This window comes from Streptomyces hyaluromycini, assembly GCF_002217755.1.
GTDB lineage: Bacteria > Actinomycetota > Actinomycetes > Streptomycetales > Streptomycetaceae > Streptomyces > Streptomyces hyaluromycini.
Genome location: NZ_BCFL01000022.1, coordinates 25,418 through 44,479, shown reverse-complemented (window position 1 = coordinate 44,479; position 19,062 = coordinate 25,418). Strand labels below are relative to the sequence as shown.

Annotated in this window: 20 protein-coding genes; 9 read left to right on the top strand and 11 right to left on the bottom strand. The window is 70.9% G+C overall.

Annotated features, from left to right (window positions below; genetic code table 11):
* Window positions 1-178: 178 nt before the first annotated feature.
* Both SSP29_RS27030 and SSP29_RS27025 read left to right on the top strand, forming a co-directional pair.
* Window positions 179-406, top strand: a complete 228-nt coding sequence (locus tag SSP29_RS27030) for a hypothetical protein (protein ID WP_089103422.1) — start codon at window positions 179-181, stop codon at window positions 404-406.
* A 366-nt stretch (window positions 407-772) separates the two neighbouring features.
* Window positions 773-2,503, top strand: a complete 1,731-nt coding sequence (locus tag SSP29_RS27025; protein ID WP_150134987.1) for a hypothetical protein — start codon at window positions 773-775, stop codon at window positions 2,501-2,503.
* 72 nt (window positions 2,504-2,575) lie between these two features.
* Here SSP29_RS27025 and SSP29_RS27020 read toward each other — a convergent pair whose 3' ends face one another.
* Genes SSP29_RS27020 through SSP29_RS27000 form a run of 5 tightly spaced genes read right to left on the bottom strand, consistent with a single transcriptional unit; the run spans window position 2,576 to window position 7,010 of the window.
* Window positions 2,576-3,823, bottom strand: coding sequence for a cytochrome P450 (locus SSP29_RS27020; protein WP_089103421.1), 1,248 nt, complete (start codon window positions 3,821-3,823; stop codon window positions 2,576-2,578).
* Entirely contained in the window at window positions 3,820-4,425 is a 606-nt protein-coding gene (locus SSP29_RS27015; RefSeq protein WP_089103420.1) for a GTP-binding protein, read from the bottom strand. The genes SSP29_RS27020 and SSP29_RS27015 overlap by 4 nt, the downstream gene beginning before the upstream one ends.
* Complete coding sequence (locus SSP29_RS27010) at window positions 4,406-4,777, bottom strand: DUF742 domain-containing protein (RefSeq protein ID WP_089103419.1); 372 nt, start codon at window positions 4,775-4,777, stop codon at window positions 4,406-4,408. The genes SSP29_RS27015 and SSP29_RS27010 overlap by 20 nt, the downstream gene beginning before the upstream one ends.
* Entirely contained in the window at window positions 4,774-5,184 is a 411-nt protein-coding gene (locus tag SSP29_RS27005) for a roadblock/LC7 domain-containing protein (RefSeq protein WP_046733906.1), read from the bottom strand. The genes SSP29_RS27010 and SSP29_RS27005 overlap by 4 nt, the downstream gene beginning before the upstream one ends.
* A 5-nt stretch (window positions 5,185-5,189) precedes the next feature.
* Entirely contained in the window at window positions 5,190-7,010 is a 1,821-nt protein-coding gene (locus SSP29_RS27000; RefSeq protein WP_089103418.1) for a sensor histidine kinase, read from the bottom strand.
* Between the two features lie 348 nt (window positions 7,011-7,358).
* On the opposite strand from SSP29_RS27000, the gene SSP29_RS26995 reads away from it, so the two are divergent.
* Window positions 7,359-7,721 carry a DUF1304 domain-containing protein gene (locus SSP29_RS26995; protein WP_089103417.1) on the top strand — a complete coding sequence of 121 codons (363 nt, stop codon included), beginning with the start codon at window positions 7,359-7,361 and terminating at the stop codon, window positions 7,719-7,721.
* A complete protein-coding gene (locus SSP29_RS26990) occupies window positions 7,718-8,284 on the top strand; it encodes a TetR/AcrR family transcriptional regulator (RefSeq protein WP_089103416.1) in 567 nt (188 codons plus the stop codon). Before SSP29_RS26995 ends, SSP29_RS26990 begins: the two co-directional genes overlap by 4 nt.
* A gap of 4 nt (window positions 8,285-8,288) precedes the next feature.
* On the opposite strand, the gene SSP29_RS26985 is transcribed toward SSP29_RS26990, so the two are convergent.
* Complete coding sequence (locus tag SSP29_RS26985; RefSeq protein ID WP_089103769.1) at window positions 8,289-9,137, bottom strand: hypothetical protein; 849 nt, start codon at window positions 9,135-9,137, stop codon at window positions 8,289-8,291.
* A gap of 154 nt (window positions 9,138-9,291) precedes the next feature.
* On the opposite strand from SSP29_RS26985, the gene SSP29_RS26980 reads away from it, so the two are divergent.
* The gene (locus SSP29_RS26980; protein ID WP_167450014.1) at window positions 9,292-10,242 is read left to right on the top strand and encodes an NADP-dependent oxidoreductase; all 951 of its coding nucleotides are present in this window, start codon (window positions 9,292-9,294) and stop codon (window positions 10,240-10,242) included.
* 16 nt (window positions 10,243-10,258) lie between these two features.
* On the opposite strand, the gene SSP29_RS26975 is transcribed toward SSP29_RS26980, so the two are convergent.
* A complete protein-coding gene (locus tag SSP29_RS26975; protein WP_089103414.1) occupies window positions 10,259-11,365 on the bottom strand; it encodes an NAD(P)-dependent alcohol dehydrogenase in 1,107 nt (368 codons plus the stop codon).
* A gap of 25 nt (window positions 11,366-11,390) precedes the next feature.
* Complete coding sequence (locus SSP29_RS26970; protein ID WP_089103413.1) at window positions 11,391-12,848, bottom strand: aldehyde dehydrogenase family protein; 1,458 nt, start codon at window positions 12,846-12,848, stop codon at window positions 11,391-11,393.
* A 144-nt stretch (window positions 12,849-12,992) separates the two neighbouring features.
* Here SSP29_RS26970 and SSP29_RS26965 point away from each other — a divergent pair, with 144 nt between their 5' ends.
* Both SSP29_RS26965 and SSP29_RS26960 read left to right on the top strand, forming a co-directional pair.
* Window positions 12,993-13,421: a MarR family winged helix-turn-helix transcriptional regulator gene (locus SSP29_RS26965; protein WP_089103412.1), complete on the top strand. Its 429-nt coding sequence runs from the start codon at window positions 12,993-12,995 to the stop codon at window positions 13,419-13,421.
* Between the two features lie 174 nt (window positions 13,422-13,595).
* Complete coding sequence (locus SSP29_RS26960; protein ID WP_245883231.1) at window positions 13,596-13,988, top strand: anti-sigma factor antagonist; 393 nt, start codon at window positions 13,596-13,598, stop codon at window positions 13,986-13,988.
* Window positions 13,989-14,020: 32 nt separating this feature from the next.
* Here the strand turns inward: SSP29_RS26960 and tuf are convergent, their stop codons facing one another.
* The 3 genes from tuf to SSP29_RS26945 all read right to left on the bottom strand — a co-directional run bounded on the left by tuf (window position 14,021) and on the right by SSP29_RS26945 (window position 17,009).
* Complete coding sequence (gene tuf, locus SSP29_RS26955; protein WP_089103410.1) at window positions 14,021-15,214, bottom strand: elongation factor Tu; 1,194 nt, start codon at window positions 15,212-15,214, stop codon at window positions 14,021-14,023.
* Window positions 15,215-15,279: 65 nt separating this feature from the next.
* Entirely contained in the window at window positions 15,280-16,233 is a 954-nt protein-coding gene (locus tag SSP29_RS26950) for a ribose-phosphate diphosphokinase (RefSeq protein ID WP_089103409.1), read from the bottom strand.
* A gap of 59 nt (window positions 16,234-16,292) precedes the next feature.
* Window positions 16,293-17,009 (bottom strand): SDR family oxidoreductase, encoded by a 717-nt coding sequence (locus tag SSP29_RS26945; protein WP_089103408.1) that lies wholly within the window; start codon window positions 17,007-17,009, stop codon window positions 16,293-16,295.
* Window positions 17,010-17,086: 77 nt separating this feature from the next.
* On the opposite strand from SSP29_RS26945, the gene SSP29_RS26940 reads away from it, so the two are divergent.
* Window positions 17,087-17,899: a helix-turn-helix transcriptional regulator gene (locus tag SSP29_RS26940; RefSeq protein WP_089103407.1), complete on the top strand. Its 813-nt coding sequence runs from the start codon at window positions 17,087-17,089 to the stop codon at window positions 17,897-17,899.
* Window positions 17,900-18,115: 216 nt separating this feature from the next.
* A complete protein-coding gene (locus SSP29_RS26935) occupies window positions 18,116-18,748 on the top strand; it encodes a DUF4230 domain-containing protein (RefSeq protein WP_245883262.1) in 633 nt (210 codons plus the stop codon).
* Window positions 18,749-19,062 lie beyond the last annotated feature (314 nt).

Below are 19,062 nucleotides of genomic sequence, written 5' to 3'. Positions count from 1 at the left end.
GCAGTAACACACGTCACGGTCAGGTCACGCGTAGATCATTTACGCTCTGGGCAGCCTCGTAGCGCCTCACGGCTCAACTTTCGAGCCACGAAGGCCAGTTCGAGTGCGCGGGTGGCCGACAGGCCACCCGTTTCGCAGAGACGGGGGGCTCTGCGCACTGTCGCCCGAAAGGAAACACATGCCTCAGGACGTCACCTTCGACCTGCCCTTCGAGACCCCCGTCAGTGAGCATCCGGAGTTCGCGCGCGCCCGGCATCTGCGCTGGATCCGGGACATGGGCCCGGTGCACGGCAAAGCCGGGTTCGAGGAGCACCTCACCGGCCTTCCTGGAGCGGCCGCGGCCCTCGGATCCGGTGGCCGCGCCACGCCTGGCGGGCCGCGAGTGCTTCCTGGCCGACACGGCTGAGGCGGCGATGCAGGCACTCGCCTTGTAGCAGGAGCGCGCTTCGACAAGGGCGGGCCGTTCATGCAAGGCCGCCGGTGTCGAGGACGAATCCGCCGTGGCCGAGCGGCTCGCCGCGTTCGAGAACCGAGCGGGCACGGGGCTGTTCGCACTCGAAGGGCAGGTCGGCGGCCCGTTCCACTTCCTCGGCCGTCCACGCAGCAGTCGTACCCCCTCGCGATCGTTCGCAGCAGAAGGCGGAGCCGGTCGCGTGAGTCCGGCTGTTCGGCGAGGCCGTCGCGGATGAAACAGAAGATTCCCGGACCCGACCGGCCAACGACCACGGTCGGTCGATTCCGTTGCCAGGACCACAGCTTGAAGGAGACCGGTGTGACATCTCAAGGCGTAGGTGCTGTTCAGAAGGCGTCCGCCGACAGCCTGCTCCCGGCGCAGCCAAGCGCCCAGCTCCAGCCCTCGGAGGCGGGGAACACCCTGGCCGGCCTCTTCGTGAAACGCATCAATGGGACCACGGAGCAGTACCGAAGGTCCCAGAACGCCGCTCAGCAGCGGCTGGACGCACTCGGCTTCCCCCACACCGGCACCACGCTGCATGTGGAGGGAGCCCTCCGACTGGCGCCACGCGCGTTCCTCCCGCCCGACGAGGAGGGCTACGCCAGGTTGAAACGACTGGACGCCAGCCTGCGCATGATCGAAGCGGCCTTCCCGGAAGTCGGCACCGATGCCGAGATCTGCCGACTGACCTGCACGATGCTGGAAGGGGCCTGGCGGAGCCGGGCGCTCGCCCCGCCGCGTGAGGAGGAGCGGGCAACCGCCTGCGCCTGCCCGCTGTGCCGTCGGCTGCCCACGCCCCCTGCGCGCACGCTGGGCGACTACAGCTGGCGGCAGAGCGCCGGTCGTCCCCTCACCGTCAAGGCCTGGCCCTACCGCCGGGAACTCGACAGCGTCCTGACCGCCGGATGGATCTGGGTCCGGCAGTTGAACGACCTTGAACGAGACCTTGGCCTCCGCCACCGCTTCGAGGACGACATCCTCGTCTTCCACGAGTACAAGCGCGTGATCGACACCATCGACACCACGCACGTCACCCAACTCGTCGAAGGCCGCTTGGCCGAGAGTTTCAGCACCAACAGCGCACGGGCCCTGGTCTGCGGACTCTACGCAGCCCATAAGCGATCCGTCGACGAGCACTGGCTCCAACAGCACCACGCGGGCAGCGTCACGCTCCCCCAGACCAACCCGCTCAGCCAGAGCACCTATTCAGCCCTGCAGATGCTGGACTGCCTGTTCTGGCACGTCTCACCCGATACGGAACTCTGGCAGGAAGAACACCTCGCCTCCCTGCTGCTGTGCCGCGTCATCGACGACATGGCCGACGTACGAGTCGACTCCCTCACCGGCGAGATCAGCAACTTCTGGCTCGCCGACCTACCCACCCACACCAAGGCCCTCTACGCCGCCTGCACGATCGCCCTCATCAAGTACGGCTGCATGCCCGAGGCGCATGAACCGATGTGGAACACCTGGTTGATGAGCAGCACCATCGTCTGGATGGGACTCACGGGCCGCCACGCCCTGTGGTTCGACGGCATCACCGAGGGCCTCCCCCCGGCCGAGGACTGCCCGCTGTGCGACCTGCAGCCCAACCCGTGCACCGGCATCCTCACCCACGGCACCACTCTCACCATCGGCCCGCGCCCCACCGCACCGGCACTGAGCTCCCGGACCGCCGAGCTGTCCGCACTCTGCCGAGCCCAATTCCCCCGGACATGGGCCCTCTTCGACGCCGAGCTCCATGCCTTCGAAGCACTGCACGGCCCCTGGCAGGGCAACACCGACAGCACATGGGAGATCCTGCGACGCACCTACGTCACCGCCGTGGAGGCATCCATGGATGCACCGTCCCCGGACCGCGCTCGGCAGGTCCAACAGGACGCCGGCGCCGTCGGATCCGAGAAGTTCTACACCCTGTACGACCCTCAGACCGGGAGGGAGGACACCGCACTGCTCTCCTACATGTTCGGCTGCGCCCACCCGCATTTCATCTGGAACGCCACGGGACACCAGCCCACGACCGTCACCGGCGACTGGCTCGACGGCTGACGCCTCGATCCTGTTCCGGAACCACCGACGACGCTGCTGCCCGGCCGGTCCTCCGGCCGGGCAGCAGCGTGCTCAGACCGGGAACTCGACCGGCAGCCTGTCCAGCCGGGACTCCCAGGTGGAGGCCGTCGAGGTGAGCTCGTCCGCCGGCATGGCCAGCCGCAGGCCCGGCAGCCGGTGCAGGAGGACGTCCACCGCGATCTCGATCATGGACTGACCCATACTCTGCCCGGGGCACTCGTGAGGGCCCGCGCCGAACGCCAGGTGCGCCTGGTTGCCCTCCACCGAGACACCCGGGTCGGGCCGGACCTCGGGGTCGACGTTGCCCGGGGCGAGACCGAGCACGAGCAGGTCGCCCGCCCCGATGAGATGCCCGCCCAGTTCGACGTCGCTGGCGGCGAAGCGCCCCGGCAGGACGGTCAGCGGCGGAGAGTTCCACATGGCCTCCTCCATCACCGCCGAGATGTTCAGCTGCCCGCTGGTCAGCCCGGAGAGCCGGGAGGCGTCGGTCAGGACCAGCCGCAGCACCCGGGCCAGCAGGTTGGTCGTGACAGCCGCGGCGATCATCACCATGCGCAGGTGATCGACGACCTCGTCGTGGTCGAGAGCCGCGTGATGGTCCAGGAGGTCGGTGGCGAGGTCGGAGCCGGGTTCGGTCCGCCTGCGCTCGACGAGTTCGCCGAAGATCTCCCTGATCCTGCCGTCGTGCATCACGGCGTCCTCGCCGCCCTTGAGCAGCTCGGCGCAGGACTCGACCAGCCGGCGCCCCTCCACCTCGGCGAGCCCGAGAACGCGGCTCATCACGAGCATCGGCACAAAGTCGGCATAGTCCGCCACCAGATCGGCGCGTCCGACGGCCGCGAACCGGTCGATCTGCCTGTTGGCGAAGTGCGTGGCGTGGCGCCGGGTACCACGGCCGACGGCGGCCTGCAGCACGTCGTTGACGGCGCCGCGCAGCCTGCGGTGCGGCTCGCCGTCCTGGGACACGCAGTCGGGACGCCAGGCGAGCATCGGGATCAGGGCAGAGGTCTCCTCGATCCGCCCCTCCCGGTAGTCCCGCCAGGTCCGCGCGTCCCGGGGGAACTGGCTGGGGTTGTCGAGCACCCGCCGGCTGTCCCGGTAGCCCAGCACCAGCCAGGCGTTGATGTCGCCCTCCAGCAGCACCGGCGCGACGGAGCCGTGCTCCTTGCGCAGCCGCTCGTAGATGCCGTGCGGGTCGGTCGCCGCCTCGGGCCCGTACAGCCGGGCCAGGTCGGGCGAACCGTGCGCGACCGGGCAGCCGCGGGGGGCGTCGGGACTGTCGAGGCTCTGGTCGTTCATCGGGGCTCCAGTGCGACGGCGGAGCGTTCCTTCAAATGACGTATCAGGGCGATCAGTACGTCACGGCTGGAGGCCCGGTCACGGGCGTCACAGGCCACGATCGGGGTGTGCGGGGAGATGTCGAGGGCGTCCCGGATCTCCTCGACGGGGTGTTCCTTGCAGTCCGGGAAGGCGTTCAGGGCGATGACGAAGGGCACGTTCTGCCGCTCCATCTCCTCGATCGCCCGGAAGCTGGAGGCCAGCCGCCGCGTGTCCACCAGGACGATCGCCCCGAGCGCGCCCTTGAACAGGCCGTTCCACAGGAACCAGAACCGCTCCTGTCCGGGGGTGCCGAACAGGTACAGCATCAGGCCCTCGTTGATGCTGATCTTGCCGAAGTCGAGGCTGACCGTGGTCTCGGCCTTGTCCGCGACGCCGATGAGGTTGTCGACGCCGACGGTGGCCTGGGTGAGGGTCTCCTCGGTGGTGAGCGGCTTGATGTCGCTGACGGAGCGGACCATGGTGGTCTTCCCGGTGCCGAACCCCCCGGCGATCATCACCTTGACCGAGCGGGTCCCCCCGGCACCGGGGTCGCCGGGATGGTCAAAGCCTTTCAAGTCCACTGAGTACCTCCTGGAGGAGCGCGAGGTCAGGCCCGCGTCCGGCGTGGTGCGCCGGAATGGGATCACGGGCTTCAATACGGCCTGCGTCCAGCAGATCCGCCAACAGCACCGCGAGAATGTTGAAGGGCAATCCGAGATGGGCGGTGAGTTCGGCCACCGACAGCGGATCACGGCAGCGCCGGACTATCTCCTCGTACTCGTGCTGCATCCCCGGGACGGGGGCGGTGCGGGAGACGACGAGGGTGGCAACGTCGAGGCTCGACGCCGACCCGCCCGGTCCACTGCGTCCCCCGGTGAGGACGTAATAACGCTCGAGACCGGACGGGTCCGATGGCCGGCGGGGAGCACTCATCCAGAGTGCTCCTCCAGGCGCGGAGAGGTGCCGAGCAGCTCGCCCATCCGCCGTGACAGGTCCCTCATCTGATGACCGAGCAGCCCCTGGTCGAGTCCTTCGCGGGCGAGGACCCCGAGATACGTCTCCACACCGGCCCGCACGACGAAGAGGTGACCGCCGTCGACCTCGATCATCGCCAGCCGCAGCTGCCCCGCGTACTTGGGGAACTGCTCGGCGACCGGCTGGGCCAGGGCCTGCAGCCCCGCCACCACGGCCGCGAAGCGGTCCACGTCGTCGGGGTCTTCGGCGCCAAAGGAGGTGATGGCCTTGCCGTCGCTGGAGGCCACGAGGGCGAAACGGATCTCCGGGATGCTCTCCACCAGATCACGGAGCGCCCAGCTCACGTCGGTTCCCTGTTGCGTCATGTGGACTAGTCGCTCTCTTCAGTGCGGTGCTCGGCGGACTCGCGTCCGACGGCGGCGTCATCGGCGCCGGCCGGGGTCGCGGGTGCCGCGTCGTCTTCGTCTCCGGTCAACTCGGCCTCGCTGTCCGCCGCTTCGTCCGCGACGGGCACGCGGCCCGCGGTGGCGAAGGCGGCCAGGCCCGCGAAGGACTCGTCGGGCGGGGCCGCGGGGAACGCGGTGCCCTGCGTGCGGGCGGTGCGCTCCTCGGGCTGCTCCTCCTCGCGGCGCCGGCTGCGCCGCCGGGGCAGTCCGCCCGGGGTGGTGTCCGGGGCCTCGCCGGACTCCGGCTGAGTGACGGTTTCGACGGCGACCGAGCCCTGCGCCTGCACCGGGGACGCGACGGCGGGGGCGGCCGGCACGGGAGCCGGAGCGGCGGGGGCCGCGGGCAGCGGGCTGAAGAACTTGTGCGGGACCACGACGACCACCGAGGTACCGAGCCAGGGCGAGTCCGCGAAGGTGACCCGGATGCCGTAGCGGCGGGCGAGGATGCCGACGACCCGCAGGCCGATGCTGGCGTCCTCGGAGATGCCCCCGATACCGGGTCCGGCGTCGGTGCCCGCCAGGGAGTGCTCGGCCTCGCGCTTCTTCTCCTCGCTCAGGCCCTTGCCGGAGTCCTGGATCTCGATGCCGACGCCGTTGGGCACCTCCTTGCCGGAGACGACGACCGGCTCGGTGGGCGGCGAGTAGCGGGCCGCGTTGTCCAGCAGGTGGGCGAAGATCAGCGTGAGGTGGTCGACCAGACCGCCGTCGACGCCGAGTTCGGGCAGGTGCCGGACCTCGACGCGGTGGAAGTCCTTGATCCGGCCGATGCCGCCGCGCACCACGCTGAGCAGGCGCTGGGGCTCCTGCCACTGGCGGCCGGGGCGGTCCGAGCCGCCCAGCACGCCGATGCTGCCGGCGAGCGAGTCGGCGGGGCCGAGCTCCTGGTCGAGCTCCATGAGACCGCGGGCCACGGCGGGCAGCCGACCGTGCTCGCCCTGCATCTCATGCAGCCGGCCGCGCAGCTTGCTGGTCAGGACGTGGATGCGGTTGCCGATGCTGATCACGGCCTGCTCGGCGGAGGTGGAGCGGTTGAACTCCTCCTCCACACCGATCAGCGACGTGCGCAGGATGCGGCGCAGGTCGGCCCGGACGTCCTTGTCGACCTTGGCGCACTGCTCGGTGACGGGCAGCAGGTCGTCGATGGCGTCGCCCTCACGCAGCCGCTTCAGCGCGTCGGGCAGCTGCTCGTCGGCGAGCCGGGAGATCGCGGCCCGCTGGTGCGTGAGCTGCTCCTGCCAGACCTCTGCCTGGTCGGCGAGCTGTGCCTCGGAGGACTTCAGCTGGTCGGCGAGCCGCTCCTCGTACGCCCGTGCCTGCTCGGCCAGTTGGGTGTCGTAGTGGGCGGTCCGGTCGGTGAGCCGGCCCTCGAAGGCGGACGCCTGCTCAGTGAGCTGGGCGTCGAATGTGGCCGACTGCTCGTTGAGCTGGCTCTCCAGCGTGGCGCGCTCGGCGGAGAACTTGCGCTCCAGGCCCGAGACATGCTGCTGCCACTGCTGGGAGTGCTCGGTCTGCGAGCTGCGGAACGACCCTTCGGCGCTGCGTAGTTGACGCTGCGAGCGGATCAGGAGCCGTACGCACACGGAGCTCGCGACGGTGGCCGCGGCGCCTGCGACGGCCGCGGTTATTCGCTCGGAGCTCATGAACGTGGCGGCGACCGTCCCTCCCCCTAAGGCCAGTGGCATCAGCCACCAGCTGTACCAGGCGACAGGGGCCCGCGCCGCCGGCGGCGGAGTGGCGAGTTCCATCTGCATCCTTAAAAGCAACACAATCGAACAGCAGTGAACAGGGGCAGTGTGCGTAGGCCGCACTCATGAGTGCACACGGCGGGACGGACCCAGCGCGGGGTGCGTCAACTCGCTGTGACGGAAGGGAGCTTATCGGGTTTGAACCCCAAAGGATCAACCTCGACGAGTAGAGGATGTGAGGGCTCCGTCACGCTCCGCCAGTTGGCGGCAAATCAACAAATACCCATTCCTTGCCGTGACTTCCCGACATGCACCCCACGACAGGGGCGGGCGCCGGCCCGAAACCTCATGGACACCTGTCCAGCTATAGTGGACACCTGTTCATGAGATGGGGAGGGTCTGTCGATCATGGAAATACTGGCGAACGTGCTGGTCGGGCTGGTGGCCGCGCTGCACGCGTACATCCTGGTGATGGAGATGTTCCTGTGGCAGAAGAGCCCCGGGATGCGCTTCCACGGCTTCGACGCGGAACTGGCCCGGCGGACCGCGCCGCTCGCCGCCAACCAGGGTCTCTACAACGGTTTTCTGGCGGCGGGCCTGGTGTGGGGGCTGGTCGCGGCCGACCCGACGGGTTTCCGGGCCCAGGTGTTCTTCCTGTCGTGCGTGGTGGTGGCCGGGGTGTACGGCGCGGTCACGGCCAACCGCCGGATCCTGTTCGCGCAGGCGCTGCCCGGCGCGCTCGCCCTGGCCGCCGTCCTCGCCGCCCGATGACCGGCCGCCCGGCCGCCGAGGATCCGCGGGCCGCCCGCACCCGGGCACGGCTGCGGACGGCCCTCCTGGAGGAGTGCGCCGAACGGCCGCTCGCCGAGGCCGGGGTGGCCGCCGTGGTGCGCCGGGCCGGGGTGGGCCGGGCCACCTTCTACGTCCACTACGACGGCCTGGAGGCGCTGGCGGTCGACGCCTGCGCGGACGTCGTCCGGGACGCAGTGGACGCGCTGCACGCCTGGCGCGGCCGGCCGGATCCGGTGCACGCGCCGCCCGCACTGCGGGAGTTCTTCGCCGGGCTGGTTCCGCACGCGGGCCTGTACCGGGAGTTGCTCGCGCCGGGCGGCGGGGGCCCGCTGGGCCGGGTGCTGCACCGGGACCTGCGGGCGCGCAGCCTGGCCGAGCGGGAACTGGTGGGCGCGGCGGACGCCCCGCTGGTGGCCTCGGCGGTGGCCGCCACCTTCGCCGGGGTGCTGGCCGACTGGCTGCACGGCCTGCTCGACGCCGGTCCGGACGAAGTGGCGGACCAGGTCTGGCAGTTGCTGGTCGCCCTGCACATGAGCCGCTGAGCGGTCAGTCACAGGCGAAGCCGCGCCGCTCCCTGGGCCAGGCCTCCACGCCGTGCGAGGTGCGGACGTACGCCGTGTCGCCGTCGTCCGTCAGCCACAGCCGCCGGTCACGGAGGCGGTATCCGGTGTCGTGCGCGTCGGCGGGCATCGTGGTGTCACCGTCGTAGCGTCCGGCGAGTTCGGAGCCCTCGGCGAAGACGCCGTGCGGATCGCGGACGTAGGTCGTGCCGCCGAACGTCAGGAAGTGTGCCGACTGCCAGCCGCAGTGCTCGGGGCCGGAGGAGCTGCTGATCTTCGAGACCGGTGCCCGGTGACCGCCGGAGTCGGTCCAGATCTCGGGCCATCCCGCTCCCGTCGTCACGCTCGCCGGGAGCTCGGAGGGATCGCAGGCGGCGTCGGCCTCCGGCCCCCAGCCGGGCCTGCCCTTCTGGTCCTCGGCGACCACGACGGCCACTTTCGTGCGCCCGCCGACGTCGTAGGAGTAGAGCACCCGGTCCGCTTCCCGGCGCTCCACGCGGTAGCCGCTGCGCGGCACCTCCGGAGCGAACATGTCGAAGAAGAGCCGCAGGCCCGCCTCGGGCGAGTCGCCGCCGTCGCCCTCGCTCCAGCCGTCGGGCCCGGTCCCCCAGTAGATCTCCCCGTCGCACTCCAGCGCGCGGCCGGCCGCGCCGGAGGCGGTGCGCATGGCCTGCGGGGTGCTCGCGTCGACCTCCCGGGTGGGGATGTCCAGCGGCCCGCGGTACGGCGTCGCAGGCGGTGTCCCCTCGACCACCAGGTCCGGCCCGCTCGCGCCGCCGCAGGCCACCACCCCGGCCGCCACCAGTACCGTCGCCGCCGCCAGCCCGCCGCGCATGCCCACCCCCGCTGCTCGTCTCCGTTGCCGTCCTTGGACGGCGGAGCAGGCCGGAACGTTCACGCTCGCCAGAAGGAAGGGCTGGCACGATTCCATCGAAGGTTGGCCATCGTGCCATTTTCCCGCCGGGCACCTCCCGGCAGGCTGGGTGACCATGAGCGATGTGAACACGATGCGTGCGATCAGCCAGGACGTCCTCGGCGGCCCCGAGGTGCTGAAGGTGATCGAGACGGCACGGCCGAAGCCGCGCCCCAACGAGGTACTGGTCCGGGTGCGGGCGGCCGGCCTCAACCCGACCGACTGGAAGCACCGGGAGACCGGCGGCTTCCTGGGCAAGCCGCCCTTCGTCCTCGGCTGGGACGTGTCCGGCACCGTCGAGGAGACCGGCATCGGCGTCGCCGCCTTCACGCCCGGTGACGAGGTCTTCGGCATGGCGTCCTACCCGTACGGGCACGGCACGCACGCCGAGTACGTGGCCCTTCCCGCCCGCGCCCTGGTGGCGAAGCCGGCCGGGATCGACCACGTCCAGGCGGGCGCGCTGCCGCTGGTGTCGCTCACGGCCTGGCAGGCACTGGTGGAGAACGCCGGCGTACAGCCGGGGCAGCGGGTGCTGATCCACGCGGCGGCCGGCGGGGTCGGGCATGTGGCGGTGCAGATCGCCAAGGCGCGCGGGGCGTACGTGATCGGCACCGCGAGCGCCGGCAAGCACGACTTCCTGCGGGAGATCGGCGTGGACGAGCCGGTGGACTACCGGTCCGTGGACGTCACGGAGGCGGTGCGGGACGTCGACGTCGTGCTCGACACGGTCGGCGGCGACACCTCGGTGGCCTCGCTGCGGATGCTGCGGCCGGGCGGGATCGAGGTGTCGATCCTGCCGCTGGGCTCGCCCGAGCTGTACGAGGAGGCCGAGCGGCTGGGCGTGCGGGCGGTGCGGATGCTGGTGGACGCCGACCGGGCGGGGATGCGGGCGATCGCCGGACTGGTCGAGGAGGGGAAGCTGCGGGCCGCGGTCGCGGGGACCTTCCCGCTGGCCGATGCCGCCAAGGCGCACGAGCTGGGCGGCACCGGCCGGACCACGGGCAAGCTGGTCCTGGTGGTGGACTGACGTCCTCGGGACGGGCTCAGAAGGTGAGCACGGGCTTGATCGCCTTGCCCGTGCTCATGTCCTGCACGGCCCGGTCGATCTCGGCGAACGGGTAGGTGCTGATCAGCCGGTGCAGCGGCAGCCGCCCCTCGCGCACCAGCCGGACCAGGGCCGGGATGAAGGCCTGGGTCTCGCTGTCGCCGAGGGTCAGGCCGACGATCCGCTTGCCGGCCAGCAACCCGTTGACGTCCAGGGGCACTTCGGTGCCGAAGGGCGGGGCGCCGACGACGACCAGGGTGCCGCGGGCGGCGAGCGCGTCGACGCCCTGGCGCAGGACGGCGACGCTGCCGGTCGTCTCCACGATGCCGTCGGCACCGGCTCCGTCCGAGATGCGCCGGAGGGCCTCGGGCACGTCTTCCCGGGTCGCGTCGACGGTGTGGGTGGCGCCCACCTCCCGTGCCAGTTCCAGGCGTTCGGCCAGCCGGTCGACGGCGACGATCGTGGTGGCGGGGGTGAGCGCGGCGGCCATGACGGCCGACAGGCCGACCGCTCCGGCGCCGAGGACGACGATCGTGCTGCCGGTGGCCGGCTCCAGGACGTTCCACACGGCGCCGACCCCGGTCTGCACCCCGCAGCCGAGCGGGGCGATCGACTCCAGTGGCACGTCCGGGTCGACCCTGACCAGGCTGCGCTCGTCCACCAGCGCCCGCTCGGCGAAGGAGGACTGGCCGAAGAAGTGGCCGCCGAGCGGCTCGCCGTCCCGGCGGAGGGTCGCGGTGCCGTCGGCGCGCCGGCCGCCGATCAGGTTGAGCGGCAGCCAGGTGGTGCAGTAGGCGGGGTGGCCGCCGTGGCAGTTGCGGCAGGCGCCGCAGGAGGTGAAGGACAGCACGACGTGGTCGCCGGGGGCCACGCCGGTGACGGCGGAGCCGACGGCCTCGACGACACCGGCGCCCTCGTGGCCCAGGACTCCGGGCAGCGGGAAGGGAAGTCCGCCGCTCGCCACGCTGAGGTCGGTGTGACACAGACCGGTGGCGACCATGCGGACGAGCGCCTCGTAGGGCCCCGGCGCGTCCAGTTCGACGTCGCTGAGGGTGAAGGACGCGCCGCCGGACTCGACCACGGCGGCTCGGGTGGTGAGGGACATCGTACGAACTCCTGGTCTGCGGGGCTCAGTCGAGCGAGACGACGACGGACTTGACCTTGGTGTACGCGGTGAGGGACTCGGGGCCGTACTCGCGGCCGAAGCCGGAGGCCTTGACGCCGCCGAAGGGGACGGCGGGGTCGAGCATCGCCCAGTCGTTGACCCAGACGATGCCGGCCTGGAGACGGGCGGCGACCCGGTGGGCGCGGGCCAGGCTGCCGGTCTGGATGCCCGAGGCGAGGCCGTACGGCGTGGAGTTGGCGAGGGCGACGGCCTCGTCCTCGGAGTCGAAGGGCTGCACGGTGAGGACCGGGCCGAAGATCTCGTCCTGGACCACCCGGGAGTCGTTCGGCAGGTCGGCGACGACGGTCGGCTTGTAGTAGTAGCCGCCGTTCAGGTCGAGGCGTTCGCCGCCGCAGACGATGCGGCCGCCCTCCTTGCGGGCGAGTTCGACGTACTCCTCGACCTTGCGCAGGTGCTTCTCGCCCGCCATCGGGCCGACGACGGTGGCCGGGTCGCGCGGGTCGCCGACCGGGACGCCGGGGACGGCCTCGGCGAGGATGCCGAGCAGGGTGGCGTAGACCGGGCGGGCGACCAGGAGCCGGGGGCCGCCCATGCAGAACTGGCCGGTGTTGAAGACGAAGGCCTTGATGACCGCGCCGACGGCCTTCTCCAGGTCGGCGTCCTCGAAGACGAGGTGGGCCGCGTTGCCGCCGAGCTCCACGGTGACCGGCTTGAGCGCCGCCCCGGCCGTGCTCGCGACGTGCCGGCCGACGGCCGTGGAACCGGTGAAGGCGACCTTGTCGACGCCCGGGTGGCGCAGCAGGGCCTCGCCCGCGACCGGTCCGGCGCCGGTGACGACGTTCACGACACCGTCCGGAACCCCCGCCTGCTGGAACAGGCGGGCCATGTAGAGGGCGCTGAGCGGGGTCTCGTCGGCGGGCTTGTGGACGACCGTGTTGCCGGCGGCGAGGGCCGGGCCGATCTTCGAACCGGCCAGGATGAGCGGGAAGTTGAACGGCGTGATGGCGGCGACCACGCCGATCGGTTCGCGCCGGGTGTAGGCGAGGGCGTTGAGCGGGATGTCGCGGACGGCGCCGTCCAGGGAGTGGGCGAGGGCCGCGAAGTGCTCGTAGTCGTTGGCCGCGTTGGTGACGTCGACGGCTCCGGCGAGCGTGATGGGCTTGCCGACGTCCAGGCTCTCCAGGGCGGCTATCTCCTCGGCGTTCTCCCGGATCAGCTCGGCGACGCGGCGCAGCACGCGGCCGCGCTCCCGGCCGCTGAGTCCCGACCAGTCACCCGCGTCGAAGGTCTCGCGGGCGGCGCGCACGGCGGCGTCGACGTCGGCGGCCCCGGCCTCCGCGACAGTGGTGACCACCTGGCCGGTGGCCGGATCGGTCACCTCCGTCCGGGCCCCGTCGGCGGCCTCCCGCCACTGGCCGCCGATGAACAGCTGCCCCGGTCCGTTCTCGAAGGTGGTCGTCATTGCCCACTCCCCAGCGTCGATGGCGCGGCCGGCGCCGAGCGCCTTGGTCGCCAAGTCTTCAACAAACAGGAATCCTGTTGGTCGAGCATCTGGTCCGCAGTCTGATTACAGACAGGATTCCTGTCAATGGTCTAGGGTGAACGCATGGTCGGTACAAAGACAGGCCCCTCGCTGCTGTACATGGTCAAGCAGGTGGAGCTGGTGGTGCGCTCCCATCTCGACGAGCTGGTGAAGCCCGCCGGGATCACCGCGCTGCAGTACACGGCCCTGACCGTCCTGGAGCGCCACGACGGCCTGTCGGCGGCCCAGCTGGCCCGGGACTCGTTCGTCACCGCGCAGTCGATGGCCGACCTCGTACGGTCCCTGGAGACGCGCGGGCTCATCCGGCGGGAGCGCAATCCGCGCAACCGGCGGGAGCTGCTGATCCTGCTGACCGACGCCGCGCGCGAGCTGCTCGCCGGGGTCGCCGGGCCGGTGCGGGAGCTGGAGGAGCGGATGGTCCGCGAGCTCACCGCGCATCAGGAGGAGCAGTTCCGCCAGGCGCTGAGCAAGGCGTGGCACGCACTGTCCTAGCCGAGCGCCAGGGCTCTCACGTGCCCGTTCCCCGACTGTCGCGCACGCCACAGAAAATGGCGAGCCGAAGCAGCAGACATATGTCAATCGAACATGCTCAAATTCCCTCCATCGAGGGTAACTTGCAAGGCGGGGAACGGAATTGAACCGGCAGGGGTGGGAGGTGATGTCGTCGTGCGCCAGGAACCCCGGCAGGATCCCGCGCCGCTCTCCCGGCACTTGCGCATCCACCAGGACCGCGGCCACACGGTGCTGGAGCTGCGGGGCGAGATCGACATCGCGGCGGCGACGGAGATCGCGCCCCACCTGGACCGGGTGACCGCCCAGGAGAACGCCCGGGTGGTGATCGACCTGCTGCACGTCGAGTTCTTCGACTGCTCGGGTCTGCGGCTGCTGTACCGGGCGCGCAGCAGGGTGCTGGAGCGCGGCGGACAGCTCCAGCTGGTCTGTGCGCACCCGCTGACCCTGCGCGTGCTGAAGGTGACCGGGCTGTCGCGGCTGCTGCCGCCCAGGGCGACGCTGGACGCGGCCCTGGGCCAGCCCGAGGCCACGTCCGGCACCTTATGACACCGTTGCCACCGTGACCGCTCCAGGATCCGCTAGGTGATGATCCTCGTCACCTGACCGGCGCCGACGGTCCGCCCGCCCTCGCGGATCGCGAACTTCAGGCCCTCCTCCATCGCGATCGGCTGGATCAGCCGGACGTGCATGGTGGTGTTGTCGCCCGGCATCACCATCTCGGTGCCCGGGGGCAGGGTGACGACCCCGGTCACGTCGGTGGTGCGGAAGTAGAACTGGGGCCGGTAGTTCTCGAAGAACGGGGTGTGCCGGCCGCCCTCGTCCTTGGAGAGGATGTAGGCGCGCGCCTCGAACTCCATGTGCGGGGCGACCGATCCGGGTTTGACGACGACCTGGCCGCGCTCCACGTCGTCCCGTTTGACCCCGCGCAGCAGCAGACCCACGTTCTCCCCGGCCCGGCCCTCGTCGAGCAGCTTGCGGAACATCTCGACGCCGGTGACCGTGGTCCTCGTCTTCTGCGGATGGATGCCGATGATCTCGACCTCGCTGTTGACCCGCAGCACGCCGCGCTCGATCCGGCCGGTGACGACGGTCCCCCGGCCGGTGATGGTGAAGACGTCCTCGATCGGCATCAGGAACGGCCGGTCCACGTCCCGCGCCGGCTCGGGCACGAACTCGTCGACGGCGTCGAGGAGTTCGAGCAGGGCCGCGGTCCACTGGGGGTCACCCTCCAGGGCCCTGAGCGCGGAGACCTTGACCACCGGGAGGTCGTCGCCGGGGAACTCGTACTCGGTGAGCAGCTCGCGCACCTCCAGCTCCACCAGTTCCAGGATCTCCTCGTCGTCGACCATGTCGGTCTTGTTGAGCGCGACGACGATGTACGGCACGCCCACCTGGCGGGCCAGCAGCACGTGTTCCTTGGTCTGCGGCATCGGCCCGTCGGTGGCGGCGACCACCAGGATCGCCCCGTCCATCTGGGCGGCCCCGGTGATCATGTTCTTGATGTAGTCGGCGTGGCCGGGACAGTCGACGTGCGCGTAGTGCCGGCGCTCGGTCTGGTACTCGACGTGCGCGATGGAGATGGTGATGCCGCGCTGCCGCTCCTCGGGCGCCTTGTCGATCTGGTCGAACGGGGTGAAGGGGTTGAGCTGGGGGAACTTGTCGTGCAGCACCTTGGTGATGGCCGCGGTGAGTGTTGTCTTGCCGTGGTCGATGTGCCCGATGGTGCCGATGTTCACATGGGGTTTCGTCCGCTCGAACCTGGCCTTCGCCACTGGGGGCCTCCTGATCGCGTCGGTGCCGCCGAGCGCGGTTCAGCGCTACAACTGCTCCTTCCTGTCTAGAGGTTGCGCGGCTCGTCGAACAGGGCGCTCACGGACTCACCGTTGTGAATACGGCGTACGGCCTCCGCCAGCGCCGGGGCGATGGACAGGATCCGCAGCTTGTCGGTGTGTTCCTCGGCGGGCACCGGCACCGTGTTGGTGCAGACGATCTCCAGCACGTCGGGCTGCGAGCTCAGCCGCTTGAGCGCCCCGGCCGCGAACAGACCGTGCGTGCAGGCGATCCGGATCGAACGGGGCCCCAACTCCCTCAGCCGCTCCAGCAGTTCGATGACCGTGCTGCCCTTGGCGATCTCGTCGTCGAGCACGATGACGTCCCGGTCGGCCACATCGCCGATCACCGAGCTGATGGTGACCCGGTCGTCCGGATACCGCTGCTTGGCGCCGGCCGCCACCTGGGCGCCGATCAGCCGTGCGAAGGCGGCGGCCTCCTTGGCGTTGCCGAGGTCGGGCGAGACGACGGTGGTGCGCGACAGGTCGTACCGCCTGAAGTGCGCCGCCAGCTCGCGCAGCGCGTGCAGATGGTCGACCGGCACCGAGAAGAAGCCGTGCACCTGCGGGGCGTGCAGGGTCATGGCGAGGACCCGGCTCGCGCCGGCGGCCACCAGCAGGTCGGCGACGAGACGGCCGCCGAGCGAGATACGCGGGGCGTCCTTCTTGTCGGAGCGGGCGTACGAGTAGTGCGGCATGACGACGGTGATCCGGCCCGCGGAGGCGCCGCGGGCCGCGTCGCACATCAGCAGCAGCTCCACCAGGTGCTCCTGCACCGGCCGGACCAGGGGCTGGACCAGGAAGACGTCCCGCTCCCGGCAGTTGGCCTGGAGCTGCACCTCCAGACAGTCGTTGGCGAACCGGCTGACCCGGATCGGACTGAGCGGCACCCCGAGGTGCGCGCAGACCTCCTCGGCCAGCTCGGGGTGGGCACTGCCGCTGAAGACGGCGATGTCTCGCACGATCCGCTCCTCGCATGATCAATACGGGCTACGGGCTCATGCTACGGACCGGGCCGCTCTCACCACGGCACGGGTGTGCCATCCCAGGAGAAGAACCCGCCGGTGGGGCCGTCGTCGGGGAGCAGCGCCAGCCGTACGGCACCCCGCGCGCCCTCGGCCGGATCGCCGCCCCCTACGGCCGCACCGGGCACCAGGTCGGTGGCCCGCCGCCCGGGGGCGAGGGCGTTCACCTTGAACCCGTCCCCGGCCAGCTCCTGGGCGTACAGGACGGTCAGCGCGTTCAGCGCGGCCTTGGCGGAGCGGTAGGCGGCGGACCTGGGGACGCCCTCGGTGAACTGCGGATTGGGCCCGGTACTCCAGGTGAGGGACGCGGTGCCGCTGGAGACGTTCACGATGCGCGGGCCGGCGGAGCGGCGCAGGGCGGGCAGGAAGGCGTTGGTGACCGCGGCGACGCCGAAGACATTGGTCTCGTAGGTCTGCCGGAAGCCCTCGACGCCGGTTTCGGAGGGGGTACCGGTCACCGGCTGGACACCCGCGTTGTTGACCAGGACGTCGAGACGGTCGACGCGGGCGGCGGCCCGCTCGATGCTGCCGGGGTCCGTGACGTCCAGCACGAGGAGCCGCGCGTTGCCGCCGATCTCCGCCACGGCCCGCTCGCCGCGCTCGGCCGCCCGGGAACCGACGTGGACCTGGAAACCCTGGTCGGCGAGCAGCCTGGCGACATGGAAGCCGATGCCCTTGTTGGCACCGGTGACCAGTGCTGTGCGATCGTTCATGACAGCCACGGTCCCCCGGCCGCGTCCGCCCTGCCAGGGACCACCTGTACCAGGCTGACCGAGGAGGCGACGACGGCATGGCGAGGCAGGAACTGGCCCGCTTCCTGCGCGAGCGCCGGGCGGGGCTGCGCCCGCAGACGGTGGGGCTGCCGCCGGGCACCGACCGCCGCACACCCGGGCTGCGCCGCGAGGAGGTCGCCGAGCTGGCCCACATGTCCGTCGACTACTACGTCCGTCTTGAGCAGGCCCGCGGCCCCCGCCCCTCCCCGCGCGTCCTGGACGCCCTGGCCGGGGCGCTGCGGCTGGCCCCCGCCGAGCGCAGCCACCTCTTCCGGCTGGCCGGCTCGGCCGCACCGCCGCCCGGCACCGCGGCGGTCCGCCAGGTGCGCCCGCATGTCGCGCGGATGCTGGAGCGGCTGCCCGACACCGCGGCGATCGTCACCGACGCGGCCTACGGCCTGGTGGCCTGGAACCCCCTCGCCCAGCTGCTGCTCGGCGGCGGCCTGGGACACGGCACGACCAACCTGGCGCGGCGGCGCTTCCTGGGCCAGGGGCGGATGTACGAGAGCTCCAGCGCCGAGGAGTTCGCGCACATCGTGGTGGCCCGGCTCCGGCGGGCCGCCGCGCGCTATCCGCACGACGGTCAACTCGCCGCCCTGCTGGACGAGTTGCGTGCGGAGAGCGTGGAGTTCCGGCGGATCTGGGCCACCCATCCGGTGCACGCCCCGGGACATCGCACCAAGACTCTGGACCATCCGGAGCTGGGGCGCCTGCGGCTGAACTGCGACGTCCTGCTGGTGCCGGAGGACGACCAGGAGGTCGTCCTCGTCACCGCGGATCCGGGTTCGGTGTCGGCGCGCCGGATCGCGGAGCTGGCCGCCCGAGCCTGACTCGTCCTCCGGGTCGGGAACGTGTGAAGATCGCGCTTGGGCATCGCATGTATCAGTCCTGCCTCAGCTGTCTCAATCAGCCGACAACACGGTCTGACAAGGCTTTTGGCGGGCATTCGTGTCGTTGGAAAGGAGGACCGTCACATGGCGAGTTCCACCAAGGAGAGCAAGGCGAGCTCCACGCAGGAGGCTCCCGTCACGGCCCGGCCCCGGCGCATGCCCGGCTGGGCGAAACTGGTCACCGGATTGGTGCTGGTGCTCGTGGTGCTGTTCGCCGGGATCAAACTGGCGGTGCTGCCGGGGATCAAGGACCTGTTCGGCACGGAGACCCGCGACAACACCGGCCCGGCGCTGCTCAAGTCCATCCAGGACATGAGCCGTTACGACGCGGCCTCCGGCAACTTCCAGGTCGTCGTGGACCTGGAGAAGGACGCCAAGTACCTGCCCAGCGCGATACGCGGCACCCGCACCCTGTACGTCGGCGCGGGCACCGTCGATTCCTATGTCGACCTCGGCAAGATCGCCCAGAAGGACGTGACGGTCAACGCCGACCGGACCGAAGCCACCATCCGGCTGCCGCACGCGCAACTGGGCAAGGCCACCCTTGACGCCGACCACTCGTACGCCGTCTCCAAGCAGCGCGGTCTGCTCGACCGGATCGGCGACCTGTTCTCGGACAACCCGAACAGCGAGCAGGCGGTCCAGAAGCTGGCGGTGAAGCACATCTCGGACGCGGCCAAGGACAGCGGGCTGACCACCCGCGCCGAGACCAACACCACCGGCATGCTGGAGGGCCTGCTGCACTCCCTCGGCTTCACGGAGGTGCACGTGTCCTACGGGACGGTCTGACCGACGCCGGGTGACAGCCTGGCAGGACCCCGGTCGCCTTCCGGTGGAAGGCGACCGGGGTCCGCCGTCTTCTCGGCGCCCGACGTGCCGAGCGCGAGCGGGGGCGAGGAGGCCTGCATCTCCCGGCGCTCGGCGGGTAACAGCGTTACCACGCCGCCGATTTGAAGAGTGGAGGACCTCATGGCCAGCGCCGCCTCGCGCCCGCGCACCGCCAAGAGCGACCCGACCGAGGGGACGAAGAAGGACGAGGGCACCGGCCGGAGCGCCGGGCTGTTCACCAAGGCCGCACGCATGATCAAGGTCCGCCCCACCGC

Excerpts from the sequence above, each read along its gene's own strand:
- SSP29_RS27005 (WP_046733906.1), bottom strand. The coding sequence starts at position 5,184 with ATGACGCAACAGGGAACCGACGTGAGCTGGGCGCTCCGTGATCTGGTG.
- SSP29_RS27010 (WP_089103419.1), bottom strand. The coding sequence starts at position 4,777 with ATGAGTGCTCCCCGCCGGCCATCGGACCCGTCCGGTCTCGAGCGTTAT.
- SSP29_RS27030 (WP_089103422.1), top strand. The coding sequence starts at position 179 with ATGCCTCAGGACGTCACCTTCGACCTGCCCTTCGAGACCCCCGTCAGT.
- SSP29_RS26980 (WP_167450014.1), top strand. The coding sequence starts at position 9,292 with ATGAGCGATGTGAACACGATGCGTGCGATCAGCCAGGACGTCCTCGGC.
- SSP29_RS27020 (WP_089103421.1), bottom strand. The coding sequence starts at position 3,823 with ATGAACGACCAGAGCCTCGACAGTCCCGACGCCCCCCGCGGCTGCCCG.
- SSP29_RS26945 (WP_089103408.1), bottom strand. The coding sequence starts at position 17,009 with ATGAACGATCGCACAGCACTGGTCACCGGTGCCAACAAGGGCATCGGC.
- SSP29_RS26965 (WP_089103412.1), top strand. The coding sequence starts at position 12,993 with ATGGTCGGTACAAAGACAGGCCCCTCGCTGCTGTACATGGTCAAGCAG.
- SSP29_RS26935 (WP_245883262.1), top strand. The coding sequence starts at position 18,116 with ATGCCCGGCTGGGCGAAACTGGTCACCGGATTGGTGCTGGTGCTCGTG.
- SSP29_RS26975 (WP_089103414.1), bottom strand. The coding sequence starts at position 11,365 with ATGTCCCTCACCACCCGAGCCGCCGTGGTCGAGTCCGGCGGCGCGTCC.
- SSP29_RS26985 (WP_089103769.1), bottom strand. The coding sequence starts at position 9,137 with ATGCGCGGCGGGCTGGCGGCGGCGACGGTACTGGTGGCGGCCGGGGTG.
- SSP29_RS27000 (WP_089103418.1), bottom strand. The coding sequence starts at position 7,010 with ATGGAACTCGCCACTCCGCCGCCGGCGGCGCGGGCCCCTGTCGCCTGG.
- SSP29_RS26940 (WP_089103407.1), top strand. The coding sequence starts at position 17,087 with ATGGCGAGGCAGGAACTGGCCCGCTTCCTGCGCGAGCGCCGGGCGGGG.
- SSP29_RS26990 (WP_089103416.1), top strand. The coding sequence starts at position 7,718 with ATGACCGGCCGCCCGGCCGCCGAGGATCCGCGGGCCGCCCGCACCCGG.
- SSP29_RS26995 (WP_089103417.1), top strand. The coding sequence starts at position 7,359 with ATGGAAATACTGGCGAACGTGCTGGTCGGGCTGGTGGCCGCGCTGCAC.
- SSP29_RS26970 (WP_089103413.1), bottom strand. The coding sequence starts at position 12,848 with ATGACGACCACCTTCGAGAACGGACCGGGGCAGCTGTTCATCGGCGGC.